The 15,861-nt window shown below is 71.8% G+C and carries 15 protein-coding genes and 1 pseudogene; 12 read left to right on the top strand and 4 right to left on the bottom strand.

From position 1 onward, the window contains the following. The first annotated feature begins 21 nt into the window (after nt 1-21). The 8 genes from ABH940_RS30155 to ABH940_RS30120 all read left to right on the top strand — a co-directional run bounded on the left by ABH940_RS30155 (nt 22) and on the right by ABH940_RS30120 (nt 8,498). Nucleotides 22-1,020 (top strand): cation diffusion facilitator family transporter, encoded by a 999-nt coding sequence (locus ABH940_RS30155; protein WP_370106702.1) that lies wholly within the window; start codon nt 22-24, stop codon nt 1,018-1,020. Between the two features lie 202 nt (nt 1,021-1,222). Further along, nucleotides 1,223-1,960: a hypothetical protein gene (locus ABH940_RS30150; protein WP_370106701.1), complete on the top strand. Its 738-nt coding sequence runs from the start codon at nt 1,223-1,225 to the stop codon at nt 1,958-1,960. A gap of 38 nt (nt 1,961-1,998) precedes the next feature. Further along, entirely contained in the window at nt 1,999-2,619 is a 621-nt protein-coding gene (locus tag ABH940_RS30145; protein WP_370106700.1) for a copper chaperone PCu(A)C, read from the top strand. A gap of 94 nt (nt 2,620-2,713) precedes the next feature. Further along, the gene (locus tag ABH940_RS30140) at nt 2,714-4,534 is read left to right on the top strand and encodes an ABC transporter ATP-binding protein (RefSeq protein ID WP_370071826.1); all 1,821 of its coding nucleotides are present in this window, start codon (nt 2,714-2,716) and stop codon (nt 4,532-4,534) included. A 118-nt stretch (nt 4,535-4,652) separates the two neighbouring features. Then, nucleotides 4,653-5,615 carry a serine hydrolase gene (locus ABH940_RS30135; protein ID WP_370106699.1) on the top strand — a complete coding sequence of 321 codons (963 nt, stop codon included), beginning with the start codon at nt 4,653-4,655 and terminating at the stop codon, nt 5,613-5,615. 146 nt (nt 5,616-5,761) lie between these two features. Further along, the gene (locus ABH940_RS30130; RefSeq protein ID WP_370106698.1) at nt 5,762-6,661 is read left to right on the top strand and encodes an SIS domain-containing protein; all 900 of its coding nucleotides are present in this window, start codon (nt 5,762-5,764) and stop codon (nt 6,659-6,661) included. Between the two features lie 14 nt (nt 6,662-6,675). Continuing rightward, nucleotides 6,676-7,635 carry a 1-phosphofructokinase family hexose kinase gene (locus ABH940_RS30125; RefSeq protein WP_370106696.1) on the top strand — a complete coding sequence of 320 codons (960 nt, stop codon included), beginning with the start codon at nt 6,676-6,678 and terminating at the stop codon, nt 7,633-7,635. After that, nucleotides 7,617-8,498 carry a class II fructose-bisphosphate aldolase gene (locus tag ABH940_RS30120; RefSeq protein WP_370106694.1) on the top strand — a complete coding sequence of 294 codons (882 nt, stop codon included), beginning with the start codon at nt 7,617-7,619 and terminating at the stop codon, nt 8,496-8,498. Before ABH940_RS30125 ends, ABH940_RS30120 begins: the two co-directional genes overlap by 19 nt. A 7-nt stretch (nt 8,499-8,505) precedes the next feature. On the opposite strand, the gene ABH940_RS30115 is transcribed toward ABH940_RS30120, so the two are convergent. Continuing rightward, nucleotides 8,506-9,300 carry a DeoR/GlpR family DNA-binding transcription regulator gene (locus ABH940_RS30115; RefSeq protein ID WP_370071821.1) on the bottom strand — a complete coding sequence of 265 codons (795 nt, stop codon included), beginning with the start codon at nt 9,298-9,300 and terminating at the stop codon, nt 8,506-8,508. Nucleotides 9,301-9,345: 45 nt separating this feature from the next. Beyond that, nucleotides 9,346-9,972, bottom strand: coding sequence for a TetR/AcrR family transcriptional regulator (locus tag ABH940_RS30110; RefSeq protein WP_370071820.1), 627 nt, complete (start codon nt 9,970-9,972; stop codon nt 9,346-9,348). Between the two features lie 88 nt (nt 9,973-10,060). Here ABH940_RS30110 and ABH940_RS30105 point away from each other — a divergent pair, with 88 nt between their 5' ends. From ABH940_RS30105 to ABH940_RS30090, 4 genes are all read left to right on the top strand, one after another. Next, nucleotides 10,061-11,236 carry an acyl-CoA dehydrogenase family protein gene (locus tag ABH940_RS30105; protein WP_370071819.1) on the top strand — a complete coding sequence of 392 codons (1,176 nt, stop codon included), beginning with the start codon at nt 10,061-10,063 and terminating at the stop codon, nt 11,234-11,236. Nucleotides 11,237-11,285: 49 nt separating this feature from the next. Then, complete coding sequence (locus tag ABH940_RS30100) at nt 11,286-12,473, top strand: acetyl-CoA C-acyltransferase (RefSeq protein WP_370106693.1); 1,188 nt, start codon at nt 11,286-11,288, stop codon at nt 12,471-12,473. A gap of 61 nt (nt 12,474-12,534) precedes the next feature. After that, a complete protein-coding gene (gene fabG, locus ABH940_RS30095) occupies nt 12,535-13,293 on the top strand; it encodes a 3-oxoacyl-ACP reductase FabG (protein ID WP_370071817.1) in 759 nt (252 codons plus the stop codon). Continuing rightward, nucleotides 13,290-14,858, top strand: a complete 1,569-nt coding sequence (locus ABH940_RS30090) for a long-chain fatty acid--CoA ligase (protein WP_370071816.1) — start codon at nt 13,290-13,292, stop codon at nt 14,856-14,858. The genes fabG and ABH940_RS30090 overlap by 4 nt, the downstream gene beginning before the upstream one ends. On the opposite strand, the pseudogene ABH940_RS30085 reads toward ABH940_RS30090, so the two are convergent. Both ABH940_RS30085 and ABH940_RS30080 read right to left on the bottom strand, forming a co-directional pair. Further along, nucleotides 14,827-15,165, bottom strand: a pseudogene (locus ABH940_RS30085) (ATP-binding protein); the annotation flags it as partial. The gene ABH940_RS30090 and the pseudogene ABH940_RS30085 sit on opposite strands and share 32 nt — an antisense overlap. Continuing rightward, nucleotides 15,129-15,857, bottom strand: a complete 729-nt coding sequence (locus ABH940_RS30080; RefSeq protein ID WP_370106692.1) for a PAS domain-containing protein — start codon at nt 15,855-15,857, stop codon at nt 15,129-15,131. The gene ABH940_RS30080 and the pseudogene ABH940_RS30085, both read right to left, overlap by 37 nt. Nucleotides 15,858-15,861: the final 4 nt, after the last annotated feature.

Here is a 15,861-nt window from a genome sequence, read left to right as displayed (position 1 = left end):
ACCACCGACCGAGGAGCCACTGTGAGCCACCCGCACGAGGCGCATGCGCATGACGCCCACGCGCACGACGGCCACAGTCACGGCGTGTCCGCCGACGCGGACCGGCGCTACCTGACCGGCGCGCTCGCGCTGATCGGCGCGTTCATGGCCGCCGAGGTCGTCGTCGGCCTGCTGGCGCACTCCCTGGCCCTGGTCTCGGACGCCGGGCATATGCTGACCGACGCCGCCTCGATCGTGCTGGCGCTGATCGCCATGCGGCTGGCCGCGCGCCCCGCCAAGGGCTCGCTGACCTTCGGCCTCAAGCGCGCCGAGATCCTCTCCGCCCAGGCCAACGGCATCACCCTGCTCGCGCTGTCCGTGATCTTCCTCTACGAGGCCGTGCGGCGACTGGTCAGTCCGCCCGCCGTCGAGGGCGGCGTGGTGCTGGCGACGGCCCTGGTCGGGATCGTAGTCAACGTCCTCGCGGCCTGGCTGATCTCCCGCGCCAACCGGTCCAGCCTCAATGTCGAGGGCGCCTACCAGCACATCCTCAACGACGCCTGGGCCTTCATCGCCACGGCCGTGGCCGGCCTGGTCGTGCTGCTCACCGGCTTCGACCGCGCCGACGCCCTGGCGACGCTGGTGGTGGCGGGCCTGATGCTCAAGGCGGGCTACGGCCTGGTCCGCGAGTCCGGCCGGATCTTCCTGGAGGCCGCCCCGGCAGGCCTGGCCCCGGACGCCGTCGGCGCGCGACTGGCCTCCCTGCCCGGCGTGGTCGAGGTGCACGACCTGCACATCTGGACCATCACCTCCGGCTACCCGGCGCTCTCCGCCCACATCCTGGTCCGCGACGACCTCGACTGCCACGCGGTCCGGCTCTCCATGGAGCACGAGCTGCGCGAGCACTATGCGATCGACCACACCACGCTCCAGGTCGACCACGCCTCCCCGGAGACGCTCCAGCTCTCCACGGATCAGCGCTCCACGGACGCCGCCCACTGCCGCGACCCGCACGGCACCGCGCACCGCGCCCACTCCTGATTTGCTTCCGCGTCGTTCACGTTCACAGTTGACGCACTGTTATCAACCTGTGATCTGTTTATTTCGGTCCTTGTCGGACATTCCCCAACCTCGGCCCTCCCCTCCGTGGGCAGACTTACGGAACGCTTAGCCACGCGCGCACTAACGTGACGGCGCGGGGACGCTACGCGCCCCCCATCAGCCGAGCAGCAACCGAGGACCGATGACCCAGAACAAGCCGTCGAACTCCGAGCGTCGCCGAATAGCTCAGGAGAAGATCGCCGCACAGCGCGCGGCCGAGGCTCGACGCCAGCGCACCGTCACCATCGCCATGTCGGTGGGCGGCGTCGTCCTGGTCGCCGGGCTCGTGGCGGGGGGCTTCTGGGCCTACGAGAGCGTCAGCAAGCAGAAGACCAAGCAGGACGCCGTGGCCGCGGCCACCGACCCCTCCATCGACAAGAGCGCGAACCTGCTCGCCTCCCCTGCCCACCAGGCGGACGGCGGCACCGTCGACGGCATCGTGCAGAGCAACTCGATGGAACAGACGGTCTACCACATCCACTCGCACCTGCAGGTCTTCGTCAACGGCAAGCAGATGACGATCCCCTACGGCCTCGGCATCGTCCCGCCGCTCAGCCTGCAGCAGGCCCAGGACGGCTCCGCGTTCGTCGACGGCGGCAAGGCGTTCTACTTCCTGCACACGCACGACGAGAGCGGCATCATCCACGTCGAGTCGCCCACCGAGCAGCAGTACAACCTGGGCAACTTCTTCGACGTCTGGGGCCAGACCCTCGACCACGGCCAGATCGCCGGCGACAAGGGCACCATGACCGTGTTCGTCGACGGCAAGGTCTACACCGGCGACCCGCGCGCGATCCAGTTCAAGAACCTCGAGAAGATCCAGATCGACATCGGCACGGTCACCCCGTACAAGGACTGGACCTGGCCGTCGGGCTACTAGGCCGTCGCCCTACCAGCCACTAGCCACCTGGGGACGCGATGAGCGACGAAGCCGCGGATGTCGAGCTCGAAGCCCTTGAGGCACAGGCCGCCGCGCTGGAGCAGGCGGCGGCCGGACGCGGCGGGCTGAGCGGCGCACGGCGCACGCTCCTGCTCCAGGGCCCGCTGGTCGCCGTGCTCGCGCTCGTCCTGCTGCTGTGGGGACGCTCGGCCCCCACGTCGAGCGCCGCGGCGGCCGCGTCCAGCCCGCCGCGGCTGGGGTGCAGCTCCCCCTACCTCGCCCCGCCGACGAAGTCGACGGGCCCGGTGGACGCCTACCTGACCCTGCGCAACGGCGGCGGCACGGCGGACCGGCTGATCGACATCACCACGCCCTGGGCCGCCACGGCGCAACTGGTGGACGCCTCCGGGCACGTCCTGCCGTGGCTGACCGTCCCGGCCGACGGCTCGCTGACCCTGAGCCCCGGCGGCACCCACGTCGAGCTGACCGCGCTGCGGCGCACCCCGGCCCTGCACGACACCATCCAGCTCGACCTGACCTTCGCCACCTCCGGCACGGTCCACGTCTGGGCCCCCGTCGGCCCGGCCGACAGCCTGACCGTCGAGGACGTCATGCACGCCATGAAGTGGATGGACCGCCTCCCGCCCGCCAACCAGTAACCCGCAGCTGCGCCGCACGCCGATCCATCACAGTCGAATATTGCTGAGCCGAACTCACTATTAGCAATGGCAATAGTGAGCTATGCTCGATCCCATGAAACAGATCGGTCCCGACTGGACGCCCCCGCCCCGCGATCCGGGCGCGCAGCGGGCGCCGCGACAGCTCCGCCGGATACTCCGGCTGTTCCACCCGTACCGGATGCGACTGCTGGTGGTCGCCTTCCTGGTCGGCCTTTCCTCGCTGGTCTCGGTCGCCTCGCCGTTCCTGCTGCGGGCCGTGCTGGACGTGGCGATCCCCGAGCGGCGGACCGGGCTGCTGTCCGTGCTGGTCCTCGGCATGATCGCGGTCGCCGTGGCGAACTCCGTCTTCAACGTCTGGCAGACCTACATCTCCACCAGCGTCGGCCAGCAGGTCATGCACGACCTGCGCACCGCCGTCTACGCCCACCTGCAGCGGATGCCGCTGGCCTTCTTCACCCGCACCCGCACCGGCGAGGTGCAGTCGCGGATCGCCAACGACATCGGCGGCATGCAGGCGACCATCACCTCGACCGCGACCTCGCTGGTCTCCAACGCCACCACCGTGGTCGCCACCATCATCGCCATGGTCGCCCTGGACTGGCAGCTGACCATCGTCTCGCTGGCGCTGCTGCCGCTCTTCGTCTGGATCAGCCGACGGGTCGGCAACGAGCGCCGCCGGATCGCCAACGAGCGGCAGCGGCAGATGGCGTCGATCTCGTCGATCATGCAGGAGTCGCTCTCGGTCAGCGGCATCCTGCTCGGCCGGACCATGGGCCGCTCCCGGGCGCTGAGCGACGACTTCTCCCATCAGTCGTCCGCGCTCGCCGACCTCGAGGTGCGGGCCGACATGGCCGGGCGCTGGCGGCAGTCGACCATCCAGATCGTCATGGCCGCGATGCCCGCCGTCATCTACTGGGCGGCCGGGCTGACCGCCGGCCCGCACGGCACCGCCGTCTCGCTGGGCACGCTGGTCGCCTTCACCACGTTGCAGCAGAGCCTGTTCCGGCCGACCGTGCAGCTGCTGCAGACCGGCGTGGCCGTCCAGGTCTCGCTCGCGCTGTTCCAGCGCATCTTCGAGTACCTCGACCTGGTCCCCGACATCACCGAGAAGGACGACGCGGTCACGCCCGCCGGACGCGTCCGCGGCGAGATCCGGTTCGAGGGCGTCGGCTTCCGCTACGAGGACCGTCAGGCGCGGCCGACGCTGCAGGACATCGAGCTGACCGTGCCGCCGGGCGGCTCGCTCGCCGTCGTCGGCGAGACCGGCTCCGGCAAGACCTCGCTCAGCTACCTGGTCCCCCGGCTCTACGACGTGACCGAGGGCCGGGTCACCATCGACGGCGTCGACGTGCGCGACCTCAGCTTCGCGGCGCTGTCGGACGCGGTCGGCGTGGTCTCGCAGGAGACCTACCTCTTCCACGCCTCGGTCGCCGAGAACCTGCGCTTCGCCAAGCCCGACGCCACCGACGCGGAACTGCACGCGGCCGCCAGGGCCGCGCAGATCCACGACCACATCGCCTCGCTTCCCGACGGCTACGACACCCTGGTCGGCGAGCGCGGCTACCGCTTCTCCGGCGGCGAGAAGCAGCGCCTGGCGATCGCGCGGACGATTCTGCGCAACCCGCCCGTCCTGGTGCTCGACGAGGCGACCAGCGCGCTGGACACCCAGACCGAGCAGGCCGTGCAGCAGGCGCTCGACACCCTGTCCGCCGGTCGCACGACCGTCACCATCGCCCACCGCCTGTCCACCATCCACGACGCCGACCAGATCGTCGTCCTCGACGCCGGCCGGATCGTCGAACGCGGCACCCACGACGAGCTGATGACCCGCAGCGGCCACTACGCCGCCCTGATCTCCCGCGACAGCGGCCACGCCGTGGCGTCAGTTACCTGAATTTTGCTCACCGTTCGGAGCAACCGGGCCGACGTTCGGAAAGTCTGCACAGTCGACGATGTGTCAACTCGCACAATCGTCACAGGCAGCACCAACCAACGTCGGAAGGACCCACTCAGTGGTCTCACCTTTCAGGGCGCGCGTCCGTCGCGCGCTGGCGGTCGGCCTCGGCACGACCGCGGTGGCCGCGCTGGCCCCTCTGGGACTGGCCCAGCCCGCCGCAGCGGCGACCACGCCGATCTGCACCTCGGCGAAGCACCCGGCCCTGGCCGCCAAGCTGTCGCGTGACATCGCGTCAGCCGTGCGCGGTCGCTACGACACCTATGCGCTCGACGTCTGGGACCAGAAGACGGGCGTCTCCTGCGCGCTCCACTCCACCTGGCACTTCGACTCCGCCAGCGTGGTCAAGGCGACCATCATGGGCGCCCTGCTGCGCCGGGCCGAGGACCAGCACCGTTACCTGGACTCGTTCGAGGTGAGCAACCTGCGCACCATGATCGAGAACTCCGACAACCAGGCGGCCACCAACCTGTGGGACAGCCTCGGCATGGCCGAGCTGAACCACTTCCTGCGCCTGGTCGGCATGACCAGCACCCACCTCGGCCAGGGCGGCTACTGGGGCCTGACCCAGATCACCGCGCGCGACGAGATGAAGCTGCTCGACGCCTTCACCGACCGCACCGACGTGCTCTCCCCCGCCGGCAAGGCGTACGCGCTGGGCCTGATGGGCCACGTCGAGTCCGACCAGCGCTGGGGCACCCCGTACGGGACCCCGGCCGGTGTCGCCGCCCACAACAAGAACGGCTGGCTGCCGCGCGCCACGCTCGGCTGGCGGGTGCACAGCATCGGCGTCTTCACCAGCAAGACCAAGGACTACCGGATGGTCGTGCTGACGGACAACCAGTCGACCATGGACTACGGCATCACGACCATAGAGCGTGTCGCGCTCGCCGTGCACGACGACCTCGGTCGTTACAACGCACCGCGCGCGCTTCCGCAGGCGGCCCCGCAGCTCACCCCGGCCGCTCCGAGCAGCACGGCCGGCGACGGCTCCGCGCCGTACGGCACGGTCAAGCAGTAGGCACACCCACGCGACGCCCCGTCCGGCTTTGGCCGGACGGGGCGTTTCGCATTGCCCATCGAGTCGCTATGCTCATCACTGCACATCTGGATGCCTATCTGAGCAAGAATGAGCAGACGGCATACGACACTCCTGGAGGACAGCCGGTGAGCTCTCAGACGTCGATCGAGATCGCCTCGCAGCCCGACTGCTGGCAGCGGGCGATCGACCTGCTGCCGCAGGTCTCCGGGCTGCTGCCGCGACCGGGCGAGCGGGTGGCCGTGGTCGGCTGCGGCACCTCGTGGTTCATGGCCCAGTCCTACGCCGCGCTGCGCGAGGCGGCGGGCGAGGCGGGCGGCGAGACCGACGCCTTCGCCGCCTCCGAGGCGCCGCTCGGCACAGGGTTCTCGCGTCGCTACGACCGGGTCCTGGCGCTGTCCCGCTCCGGCACCACAACCGAGGTGCAGGCCCTGTTGGAGGCGCTGCGCGGCCAGGTGGCCACCACCGCGATCACCGCCGACCCGGCCACCCCGGTCGCCGACCTGGCCGACGACCTCGTGGTGCTGGACTGGGCCGACGAGCGCTCCGTCGTCCAGACCCGGTTCCCCACCTCGCAGATGGTGCTGCTCCGCGCGCACCTCGGCGAGGACGTGGCGCACCTCCCCGCGCAGGCGGCCGAGGCGGTGGACGAGCCGCTCGCCGACGCCGTGGTGACGGCGGAGCAGGTCAGCTTCCTCGGCCGCGGCTGGAGCTACGGCGTGGCCCGCGAGGCGGCCCTCAAGGTCCGCGAGACCGCCGCCTGGTGGACCGAGTCGTACCCCGCCATGGAGTACCGTCACGGCCCGATCAGCATCGCCCGCCCCGGCCGCGTGGTCTGGAGCCTCGGCCCGCTCCCCGAGGGCCTGGGGGACCAGATCCGGGACACCGGGGCACACCTGGTGACGCCGCGTCACGACCCGCTGGCCGAGCTGGTCAAGGTGCAGCGCCTCGGCGTCACCCTGGCCGACCGCCTGGGCCGCGACGTCGACAACCCGACGCACCTGACCCGCTCCGTCGTCCTGGCGTGATCGGCTGTGCTCACATGAACGGCAGTACGCGCATGATCCTCACCGTCACGCTCAACGCGGCCCTCGACGTCACCTACGTCGTGGACGCGCTGCGACCGGGCACGACCCACCGGGTCCGCTCGGTCGCGGAGCGGGCGGGCGGCAAGGGCGTCAACACCGCCCGGGTGCTCACCCACCTCGGCGAGAAGACCCTCGCGCTCGGCCTGGCCGGTGGCGCGACGGGTGCCGTGCTCCGCGCCGACCTGGACGCCTCGGGCATCCCACACCGGTTCACGCCGATCGCCGGACCGACCCGCCGCGCCGTGGCCGTGGTGTCCGGTGGAGACGTGACGGGCCTGTGGGAGCCCGGACCGGTCGTCGCCGACGAGGAGTGGCAGCGGTTCGTCCGCGACTACTTCACGCCCGCCCTGGACCGCGCGGGCGCGGTGGTCCTCTCCGGCAGTCTGCCGCCGGGCGTGCCCGGCGACGCCTATGCCCAGCTGGTCCGTCTTGCCGCCGAGGCCGGTGTGCCCGCGCTCGTGGACGCCGACGGCCCGGCGTTGCGGGCAGCGCTCGCCGCCGCTCCCGCGCTGGCCAAGCCGAACGTCGAGGAAGCCCGCCGTGCCCTCGGCTACGAGCACGAGCCACCCGCCGCGTCCGACCTCCCCGCCGCGCTCGTCGCCGCCGGTGCCCGCGCCGCCGTCGTGTCGGCCGGTGCCGACGGCCTGACGGCGTGTTGGAACGGCGAGCGCCTCCACGTCGCGCCGCCGCGCGCGGTCAGCGGCAACCCCACCGGCGCGGGTGACGCCGCCTCCGCCGCGCTGGCGCTCGCGCTCGCCCGTGACACCCCGCCCGCCGAGGCGCTCGCCGACGCCGTCGCGCTCTCGGCCGCAGCCGTCGCCGCTCCCCTCGCCGGGGACTTCGACGCCCGGCTCTACGCCCAACTCCGCCCTCCGATCGCTCCTGGAGCCCCGCCGTGCCCCTCGTCTCGCTGAGCCGGATCCTCGACGCCGGACCCGTCTTCGCCTTCAACGTGATCCAGATCGAGCACGCCGAGGCGATCCTCGCCGGTGCCGAGCAGGCCAAGGCGTCCGTCGTGCTGCAGATCAGCGAGAACGCCGTGCGCTACCACGGCGCGCTCGCACCCGTCGCCGCCGCCGCGCGCCTCGCGGCCGAGCGGAGCGGCGCCGAGGCCGCGCTCCACCTCGACCACGCCACCGACGAGCGCCTGGTCCGCGAGGCGGCTGACCACGGCTTCGGCTCGGTGATGTACGACGGCTCGACGCTGCCGTGGGCGGAGAACCTCCGCACCACCGCCGAGGTGACCGCCTGGTGCCACCAGAACGGGCTCTTCGTCGAGGCCGAACTCGGTGAGATAGGAGGCAAGGACGGCGCGCACGCCCCCGGCGTGCGGACCGATCCGGCGGAGGCGGCCGAGTTCGTCGCCCGCACCGGCGTGGACGCGCTCGCCGTCGCCGTCGGCAGCGAGCACGCCATGACCTCCCGGACCGCCCGCCTGGACCTGGAGCTGATCGGGCGTCTGCACGCCGCCGTCCCGGTGCCGCTGGTGCTGCACGGATCCTCCGGCGTCCCGGACGAGAGCCTGGTCGCCGCCGCTGCGGCCGGGATGCGGAAGATCAACGTCTCCACGCACCTCAACCGCCTCTTCACCGAGGCGGTCCGCGGCGCCCTCGCCGCCGATCCGAAGCTGGTCGACCCGCGCCGCTGGCTCGCCCCCGGACGTGACGCGGTCGCAGCCGAGGTCGCCCGGCTGCTCGGGTTGCTCGGTTCGCTCGGGTCACCCGATTCACCCGGTTCGCTCGGGTCACCCGATTCGCTCGGGTCGCTGAATCACTGACCGAACGTCAGGCAGTGATCACCCGCACCCGAGCCTCGGCCAACGCGCTGCGCTCGGGCTCGGGCGGGGTCGCGTCGGTGACCACGGCGTCGATCTCGCGCAGCGGGCAGATGCTGGCGAAGGTGGCCTTGCCGAGCTTGCTGGCGTCCGCCAGCACCACGCCCTGCGAGGCCACCTGCAGGAAGGCGCGGTCGGTGTGCGCCTCCATCTCGTCATGGGTGGTGCAGCCCGCGTCGGCACTGAGGCCGTCGACGCCGATGAACGCGATGTCCAGTCGATACCGGGCCAGATGCTCGTCGGCGGCCGGTCCGACCAGCTCGTAACTGGCCGTGCGGGCCTGCCCGCCGATGACGACCAGCCGGATCTCCGGACGGACGATCAGATCCGCCGCGATGTTCACCGCGTTGGTGACCACGGTCAGCCTGCCGCCCTCCGCGCTCTTGCCGCCCTCCGCCGACCTGCTGCGCTCCGCCAGCAGCCGGGCCAGCTCGGTGACCGTGCTGCCGCCCGCCAGCCCGACCACCGCGCCGTCCGGTACCAACTCGGCTGCGGCCAGCGCGATCCGGTGCTTCTCGTCCTGCCGCGCCCCGGCCCGGTGCCGCAGCGGCAGCTCCAGGTTGACGCTGCCGGTCACCGCTCCGCCGTGGGTGCGGCGGAGCAGTCCCTGCTCGTCCAGCGCCTGCAGGTCGCGCCGGATGGTGGCCCCGGAGACGTCGAGGAGCTCGGCGAGCTCGTGCACGTCGGCACTGCCGGCCCGCGCGACATGGTCCAGGATCCGGGCGAAACGATCGGCCTTCAGCATGCCCGGATCCTAGTAGGCCCTGTCGTGCCCCGCCCGGCGCACTGGTCAGAGCCGCGCGAACCGGTCCTGCAGCCCGAGCAGCAGGGCCTCCAGCCCGAGCTCGAACGCGCCCTCGTCGACGGCACGCTGGCGTTCCGCCAGCAGGTGCGCCTGGTTCAGGTGCGGGTACTCCTCGGCGTCGTACAGCCCGGCGTCGTCCACGAAGCCGCCGGCGAACGATCCCAGCGCCGAGCCGAAGACCAGGTAGCGCATCAGCGCGCCGATCCGGGTCGCCTCGCCGCGCGGCCAGCCCGCGTCGACGAGCGCGCCGAAGACCGCGTCGGCGAGCTTCAGCGCATGCGGACGCCGTCCCGGTCCGTGCGCCAGTGCGGGCACCAGGTTCGGGTGTGCGACCAGCGCCGACCGGTAGGAGCGGGCCCACTCGCGCAGCGCGTCCGGCCACGGGTCGCGGCCGAGCATGTCCAGCTCCACCTCGCCGACCACCAGGTCCACGACCGCGTCGAGCAGGGCGTCCTTGGTCGGGAAGTGGTTGTAGAGCGACGGGCCGCTGACGCCGAGCTCGGCGGCGAGCTTGCGGGTGGAGAACGCGTCCAGGCCCTCCTCGTCGACGAGCCGCAGCGCGGTCACGACGATCCGCTCCCGGCTCAGCAGCGGGTTGCGCGGCCTGGCCATCCTGCTGGTTCTCCCTCGCTGAGGCGGTTCGGGCTTCCCTAAGAGTGCCCGATCGCGTTACAGTCCAAAAACTTGCAGCGCTAGTTTAATGGGAACGCAGGGAATCGCCGTGAACCTGGAGCTCACCGACGAGCAGGCCGCCGTACGCGAGCTGGCGGCCGACTTCGTCAACCGCGAGATCGTGCCGCACGCCGCCGCCTGGGACCGGGCCGAACAGGTCGACCAGGGCATCGTGAAGAAGCTGGGGGACCTCGGTTTCCTCGGCCTCACCATCCCCGAGGAGTACGGCGGCTCCGGCGGCGACCACCTGGCGTACGTGCTGGTCACCGAGGAGCTCGGCCGCGGCGACTCCTCCGTGCGCGGGCTGCTCTCGGTCTCGCTGGGCCTGGTCGCCAAGTCGGTCGACCACTGGGGCAGCGAGGAGCAGAAGCAGGAGTGGCTGCCGCGCCTCTGCTCGGGCGAGGCGCTGGGCTGCTTCGCCCTCACCGAGCCCGGCACCGGCTCCGACGCGGGCAACCTCACCACCCGGGCCGTCCGCGACGGCGATCACTGGGTCATCAACGGCGCCAAGATGTTCATCACCAACGGCACCTGGGCCGAGGTCGCCCTCGTCTTCGCCCGCACCGGCACCCCGGAGCAGGGCCACAAAGGCGTCAGCGCCTTCCTGGTCCCGACCGACACCCCGGGCCTGACCCGTACGACCGTCCACGGCAAGCTCGGCCTGCGCGGCCAGCCCACCGCCGAACTGGCCTTCGAGGACGTCCGGGTCCCCGCCGACGCCATGCTCGGCCCGGAGGGCAAGGGCTTCAACGTCGCCATGTCCGCGCTGGCCAAGGGCCGGATGTCGGTGGCGGCGGGCTGCGTCGGCATCATCCAGGCCTCCCTGGACGCCGCCGTCGCCTACGCCACCCAGCGCGAGCAGTTCGCCAAGCCGATCGCCGCCCACCAGCTGGTGCAGGAGATGCTCGCCGACATCAAGGTCGAGCTCGACGCGGCCCGGCTGCTGGTCTGGCGGGTGGCCGACCTGATCGAGCGCGGCCTGCCGTTCCAGACGGAGTCCTCGGTCGCCAAGCTCTACGCCTCCGAGGCGGCGGTCAAGGCCGCCAACACCGCCCTCCAGGTCTTCGGTGGATACGGTTTCATCGACGAGTACCCGGTGGGCAAGTACGTCCGCGACGCCCGCGTGATGACCCTCTACGAGGGCACCAGCCAGATCCAGAAGCTCCTCATCGGCCGCGCCCTCACCGGCGTCAACGCCTTCTGACTCTCCGTCAGCCGATACCCGCACCCATACAGCATTCAGGAGCCCGACGATGCGCCCTGTCTACTTCGCCGCCGCCAAGCGGACCCCGATCGGCCGACTGCGCGGGGTGCTCTCCGGCGTCCGGCCGGACGACCTGGCCGCGACCGCCGTCCGTGCAGTGCTGGACGCGGTCCCCGCCCTCGATCCGGCCCGGATCGACGACGTCTACTGGGGCGCGGCCAACCAGGCCGGAGAGGACAACCGCAACATCGCCCGCATGGCGGTGCTGCTGGCCGGCATCCCGGAGTCGGTCCCCGGAGCCACGCTCAACCGCCTCTGCGCGTCCGGCCTGGAGGCGGTCACCACGGCCGCCCGCGCCATCGCCGCGGGCGAGGCGGACATCGTGCTGGCGGGCGGCTCCGAGTCGATGAGCCGCGCCCCGTTCGTGCTCCCCCGCGCCGAGCAGGCCCTGCCGCACGGCCAGGAGATCTTCGACACCAAGCTCGGCTGGCGCATGACCAACCCGAGGATGAAGGAGCTGCACGGCGTCCTGTCGATGGGCGAGACGGCCGAGGAGGTCTCCCTCCGGTACAACGTCAGCCGCGAGGACCAGGACGCCTTCGCTCTGCGCAGCCACACCCTGGCCACCGCCGCCCGCGACGCGGGCCATTTCGACGCCGAGTTGGCCGAGGTCACGCTGGCGGACGGCACGACGGTCACCGCGGACGAGTCGATCCGCCCCGACACCAGCCTGACCAAGCTGGCCTCGCTCAAGCCTGTGTTCCGCGCGGGCGGGACGGTCACGGCGGGCAACGCCTCCCCGATGAACGACGGCGCGGCCGGTCTGCTGCTCTGCAGCGAGGAGGCGTTGACCGAGCTCGGGGTCGAGCCGCTGGGCCGCTACGTCATGGGCGCCAGCGCGGGCGTCCACCCCGACGTGATGGGCATCGGCCCGGTCCCGGCCGTGCAGCGGGTGCTGAAGCGCAGCGGACGCGGTTTGGAGTCCATCGAGACGGCCGAGTTCAACGAGGCGTTCGCCGCGCAGGCGTTGGCGTGCGTGCGCGAGCTGGGCGTCGACCCGGAGCTGGTCAACCCCCAGGGCGGCGCCATCGCCATCGGCCACCCGCTGGGCGCCTCCGGTGCCCGCATCCTGACCACCCTGCTCCACCGCATGTCCCGCACGGACGCCCACCACGGCCTGGCCACCATGTGCGTCGGCGTCGGCCAGGGCACCGCCGTGCTGGTCGACCGCGACTGAGCGCCGCCCCCTCACAGACTTTTCCTCCGGAACCGTAAGTAAGCGAAAGGGATCCCCACCCATGAACCGCTTCACCGACCGCGTCGCCGTCGTCACCGGCGCGGCCCAGGGCATCGGCGCCGCCACCGCGATGCGTCTCGCCGACGAGGGCGCGAGCGTGGCCGTCGTCGACCTGACCCCCGAGCGGGCGCAGCAGACGGTCGACACCATCACGGCCAAGGGCGGCACCGCCCGCGCCTACGGCTGCGACGTCGCCGACTACGACGCCGTCGAGGCGGTCTTCGCACAGGTCGTCGCCGACTTCGGGGCCGTCCACATCCTGGTCAACAACGCCGGGATCACCCGCGACAACCTCTTCTTCAAGATGCCGAAGACCGACTGGGACGCGGTGCTGACGGTCAATCTGACCAGCGCCTACAACTGCAGCCACGTGGCGCAGACGTACATGTGCGCGCAGAAGTACGGCAAGATCGTCTCGCTCTCCTCCCGCTCCGCGCTGGGCAACCGAGGCCAGGCCAACTACGCCGCCGCCAAGGCCGGGATCCAGGGCCTGACCGCCACGCTGGCCATCGAGTTGGGCCCGTTCAACATCAACGTCAACGCCGTCGCCCCCGGCTACATCGCCACCTCGATGACCGCCGCCACCGCCGAGCGGGTCGGCGCCTCCGCCGAGGAGCACCAGACGCTGGCCGCCGAGCGCACCCCGCTGCGCCGCGTCGGCCAGCCGGAGGACATCGCCTCCGTGGTCGCCTTCCTCGCCTCCGAGGACGCCTCCTACGTCAGCGGCCAGACCCTGTACGTCAACGGGGGCGCCCGGTGACCACCCTGTCGCTGGCCTCGGTACTGGCCGAGAACGCCCGGCGCAGGCCCGGCAAGCTCGCCCTGGTCGAGGGCGCGACCCGGCTCACCTTCGGCGAGTTGTGGCAGCAGTCGCTGGGCCAGGCCGCCGCACTGGTCCGCCTGGGCGTGCAGCCCGGCGACCGGGTGGCACTGATGGCTCCCAACGTGGCCGAGTTCTGCCGCGCGTACTACGCGATCCTCGCCGCGGGCGGCGTCGTGGTGCCGGTGCACCTGCTGCTGACGGCCGAGGAGGTCGCCTTCGTGCTGCGCGACTCGAGCGCGCGGCTGCTGATCGCCCACGCCGCCAACGCCGAGGTCGCCGCCGTCGCGGCGGCCGAGGCGGGCGTGCCGCTGGTCGGAGTCGGCCCTGAGGCGCCGATGGCGGGCGCGCTGGGCCGGTTGGAGGAGTTCGCCGCAACGGTCGACCCGCTGCCGCACTTCGTGGCGCGCGACGCCGAGGACCCGGCCGTCGTCTTCTACACCAGCGGCACCACCGGCAAGCCCAAGGGCGCGGTGCTCAGCCACCTCAACCTGGTGATGAACGCGACGACCAACGCCTTCGACGCCAACCACACCTCCCCGGACGACGTGGCGCTCGGCGCACTGCCGCTGTTCCACACCTTCGGCCAGACCGTGTCGATGAACTCGACCTGGCGGGCCGGGGCCGCCCTCGTACTGCTGCCGCGCTTCCATGCCGGACAGGCACTGGAACTGATGGTCCGTGAGGGCGTCACGCACTTCCACGGCGTGCCGCAGATGTACCTGGCGCTGTTGGAGGCGGCGAAGGCCGCACCGGAGCTGTCAGAACCCCAGTCACCGCAACCGCGGCTGCCCCGGCTGGACCTGTGCATCTCCGGCGGCGCGTCGCTTCCGGTCACCGTGCTGGAGCGGTTCAACGCGACCTTCGGCGTCAGCATCTGCGAGGGCTACGGCCTCTCCGAGACCTCGCCGACCGCGTCCGTCAACCACCCCGACCTGGGCACCCGGGCCGGGACGGTCGGCCACCCGGTCTGGGGCGTGGACGTGGAGATCGCCCGCGCCGAGCTGGACGACCGGATCGAGCTGCTGCCCGCCGGCGAGCTGGGCGAGGTCGTGGTGCGCGGGCACAACGTCTTCCTCGGCTACCTCGACAACCCCGAGGCCACCCGGCAGGCCCTGGTCGACGGCTGGTTCCGCACCGGCGACCTGGGCAGCAAGGACGCCGACGGCTTTCTCTCCATCGTGGACCGCAAGAAGGACGTGGTGATCCGCGGCGGCTTCAACGTCTACCCGCGCGAGGTGGAGGAGACGCTGCTGCGCCACCCGGCCGTGGCGGAGGCGGCGGTCATCGGTCTGCCCGACGACGTGCACGGCGAGGAGGTCTGCGCGGTCCTGGTCCTGGACCCGGCCGTCAGCCCCGCGCCGACGGCCGAGGAGATCGTCACCTGGTCCAAGGAGCACCTGGCCAAGCACAAGTACCCGCGCCGGGTCGAGTTCACCGACGCGTTCCCGCTCGGCCCCAGCCACAAGGTGCTCAAGCGGGAGCTGCGGAAGCAGTACCAGTAGCAGCAATGGCGGCAGCAGCAGTGCCGGTGGCAGCTGTCCCGGTAGGCAGGGCCTGCTCGGCCCAGATGGTCTTGCCCTGGGGTGAGTGCCGGGTGCCCCAGCGTGTCGAGCACTGGGCCACCAGCATCAGTCCGCGCCCGCCCTCCTCGAAGGAGCGGGCGCGGCGCAGATGCGGCACGGTGCCGCTGGCGTCGGAGACCTCGCAGGTCAGCGCCGTGTCGCGGATCAGTCGAAGCCGTACCGGCGGGCGGCCGTAGCGGATCGCGTTGGTCACCAGCTCGCTGACGACCAGTTCGGTGACGAAGGCGATCCCGGCGGGTAGCCGCCACGCGCGCCGACCCCCACCACCCCCGCGTCGGGTCCGTCCAGGTGCGGACCAACGCCCGCCTGCGCGGCGCGACGCAACAGCACGTCCCCCGTCGGTGGCCCCGCCGCCGGTTCGTCGCCGTGGAAGACGTCGTCGAGCAGGTCGACGCTGACGAAGTCGGCGAAGCCCGGGACGACGACGTCCGCCAGGTCCTGAGCGGTCCGGCTGACGTCCAGTGAGGTGCCGATCCGGGCTCCCGCCGCGTCGAGCAGCGCCTGCCGCCGACGCGCGAGGAACTGCTCGGAGAACTCGACGGCGGTGACCGCCACCGCGTCCAACTTCCCGTCCTCGTTCCGCACCGGCGTGTACGAGACGGCACAGGCGCGGGTCCGCGACTCACCGGGGCGAGGGGCGTAGGTCTCCAGCGTGATCGGCACCCCGGTCGCGGCGAGCTCGCGGATCAGCCGCTCCGACTCGTCCAGCACCGAGCGGTGGATGTGCGGCAGCGGCAGCTCGGACGGCAGCCGTCCGCGCAGGTCCTGGTCCGTGAGGCCGGAGTCGGACCAGCCGCCGAGCTCGCTCATTTGCGCGTTGATCCGCAGCAGCCGCCCGGTGGCGTCGCACAGCATCCAGGGCACCGGTGACTGCTCGAAGGCGCGCTCGGCCAGCGAGCGGCGGGGCTCGTCGGGCATGTCT

Origin of the sequence: Streptacidiphilus sp. BW17 (genome assembly GCF_041262485.1) — a bacterium.
Classification (GTDB): domain Bacteria; phylum Actinomycetota; class Actinomycetes; order Streptomycetales; family Streptomycetaceae; genus Streptacidiphilus.
Note: the sequence above shows the minus strand (reverse complement) of the source record. Positions and strands in the feature narration are given on the sequence as shown.

What these genes read in the sequence shown, in the direction of transcription:
- ABH940_RS30150 (WP_370106701.1), top strand. Translation starts at nt 1,223, where the DNA reads ATGACCCAGAACAAGCCGTCGAACTCCGAGCGTCGCCGAATAGCTCAG.
- ABH940_RS30145 (WP_370106700.1), top strand. Translation starts at nt 1,999, where the DNA reads ATGAGCGACGAAGCCGCGGATGTCGAGCTCGAAGCCCTTGAGGCACAG.
- ABH940_RS30140 (WP_370071826.1), top strand. Translation starts at nt 2,714, where the DNA reads ATGAAACAGATCGGTCCCGACTGGACGCCCCCGCCCCGCGATCCGGGC.
- ABH940_RS30125 (WP_370106696.1), top strand. Translation starts at nt 6,676, where the DNA reads ATGAACGGCAGTACGCGCATGATCCTCACCGTCACGCTCAACGCGGCC.
- ABH940_RS30115 (WP_370071821.1), bottom strand. Translation starts at nt 9,300, where the DNA reads ATGCTGAAGGCCGATCGTTTCGCCCGGATCCTGGACCATGTCGCGCGG.
- ABH940_RS30110 (WP_370071820.1), bottom strand. Translation starts at nt 9,972, where the DNA reads ATGGCCAGGCCGCGCAACCCGCTGCTGAGCCGGGAGCGGATCGTCGTG.
- ABH940_RS30105 (WP_370071819.1), top strand. Translation starts at nt 10,061, where the DNA reads ATGGGAACGCAGGGAATCGCCGTGAACCTGGAGCTCACCGACGAGCAG.
- ABH940_RS30100 (WP_370106693.1), top strand. Translation starts at nt 11,286, where the DNA reads ATGCGCCCTGTCTACTTCGCCGCCGCCAAGCGGACCCCGATCGGCCGA.
- fabG (WP_370071817.1), top strand. Translation starts at nt 12,535, where the DNA reads ATGAACCGCTTCACCGACCGCGTCGCCGTCGTCACCGGCGCGGCCCAG.
- ABH940_RS30080 (WP_370106692.1), bottom strand. Translation starts at nt 15,857, where the DNA reads ATGCCCGACGAGCCCCGCCGCTCGCTGGCCGAGCGCGCCTTCGAGCAG.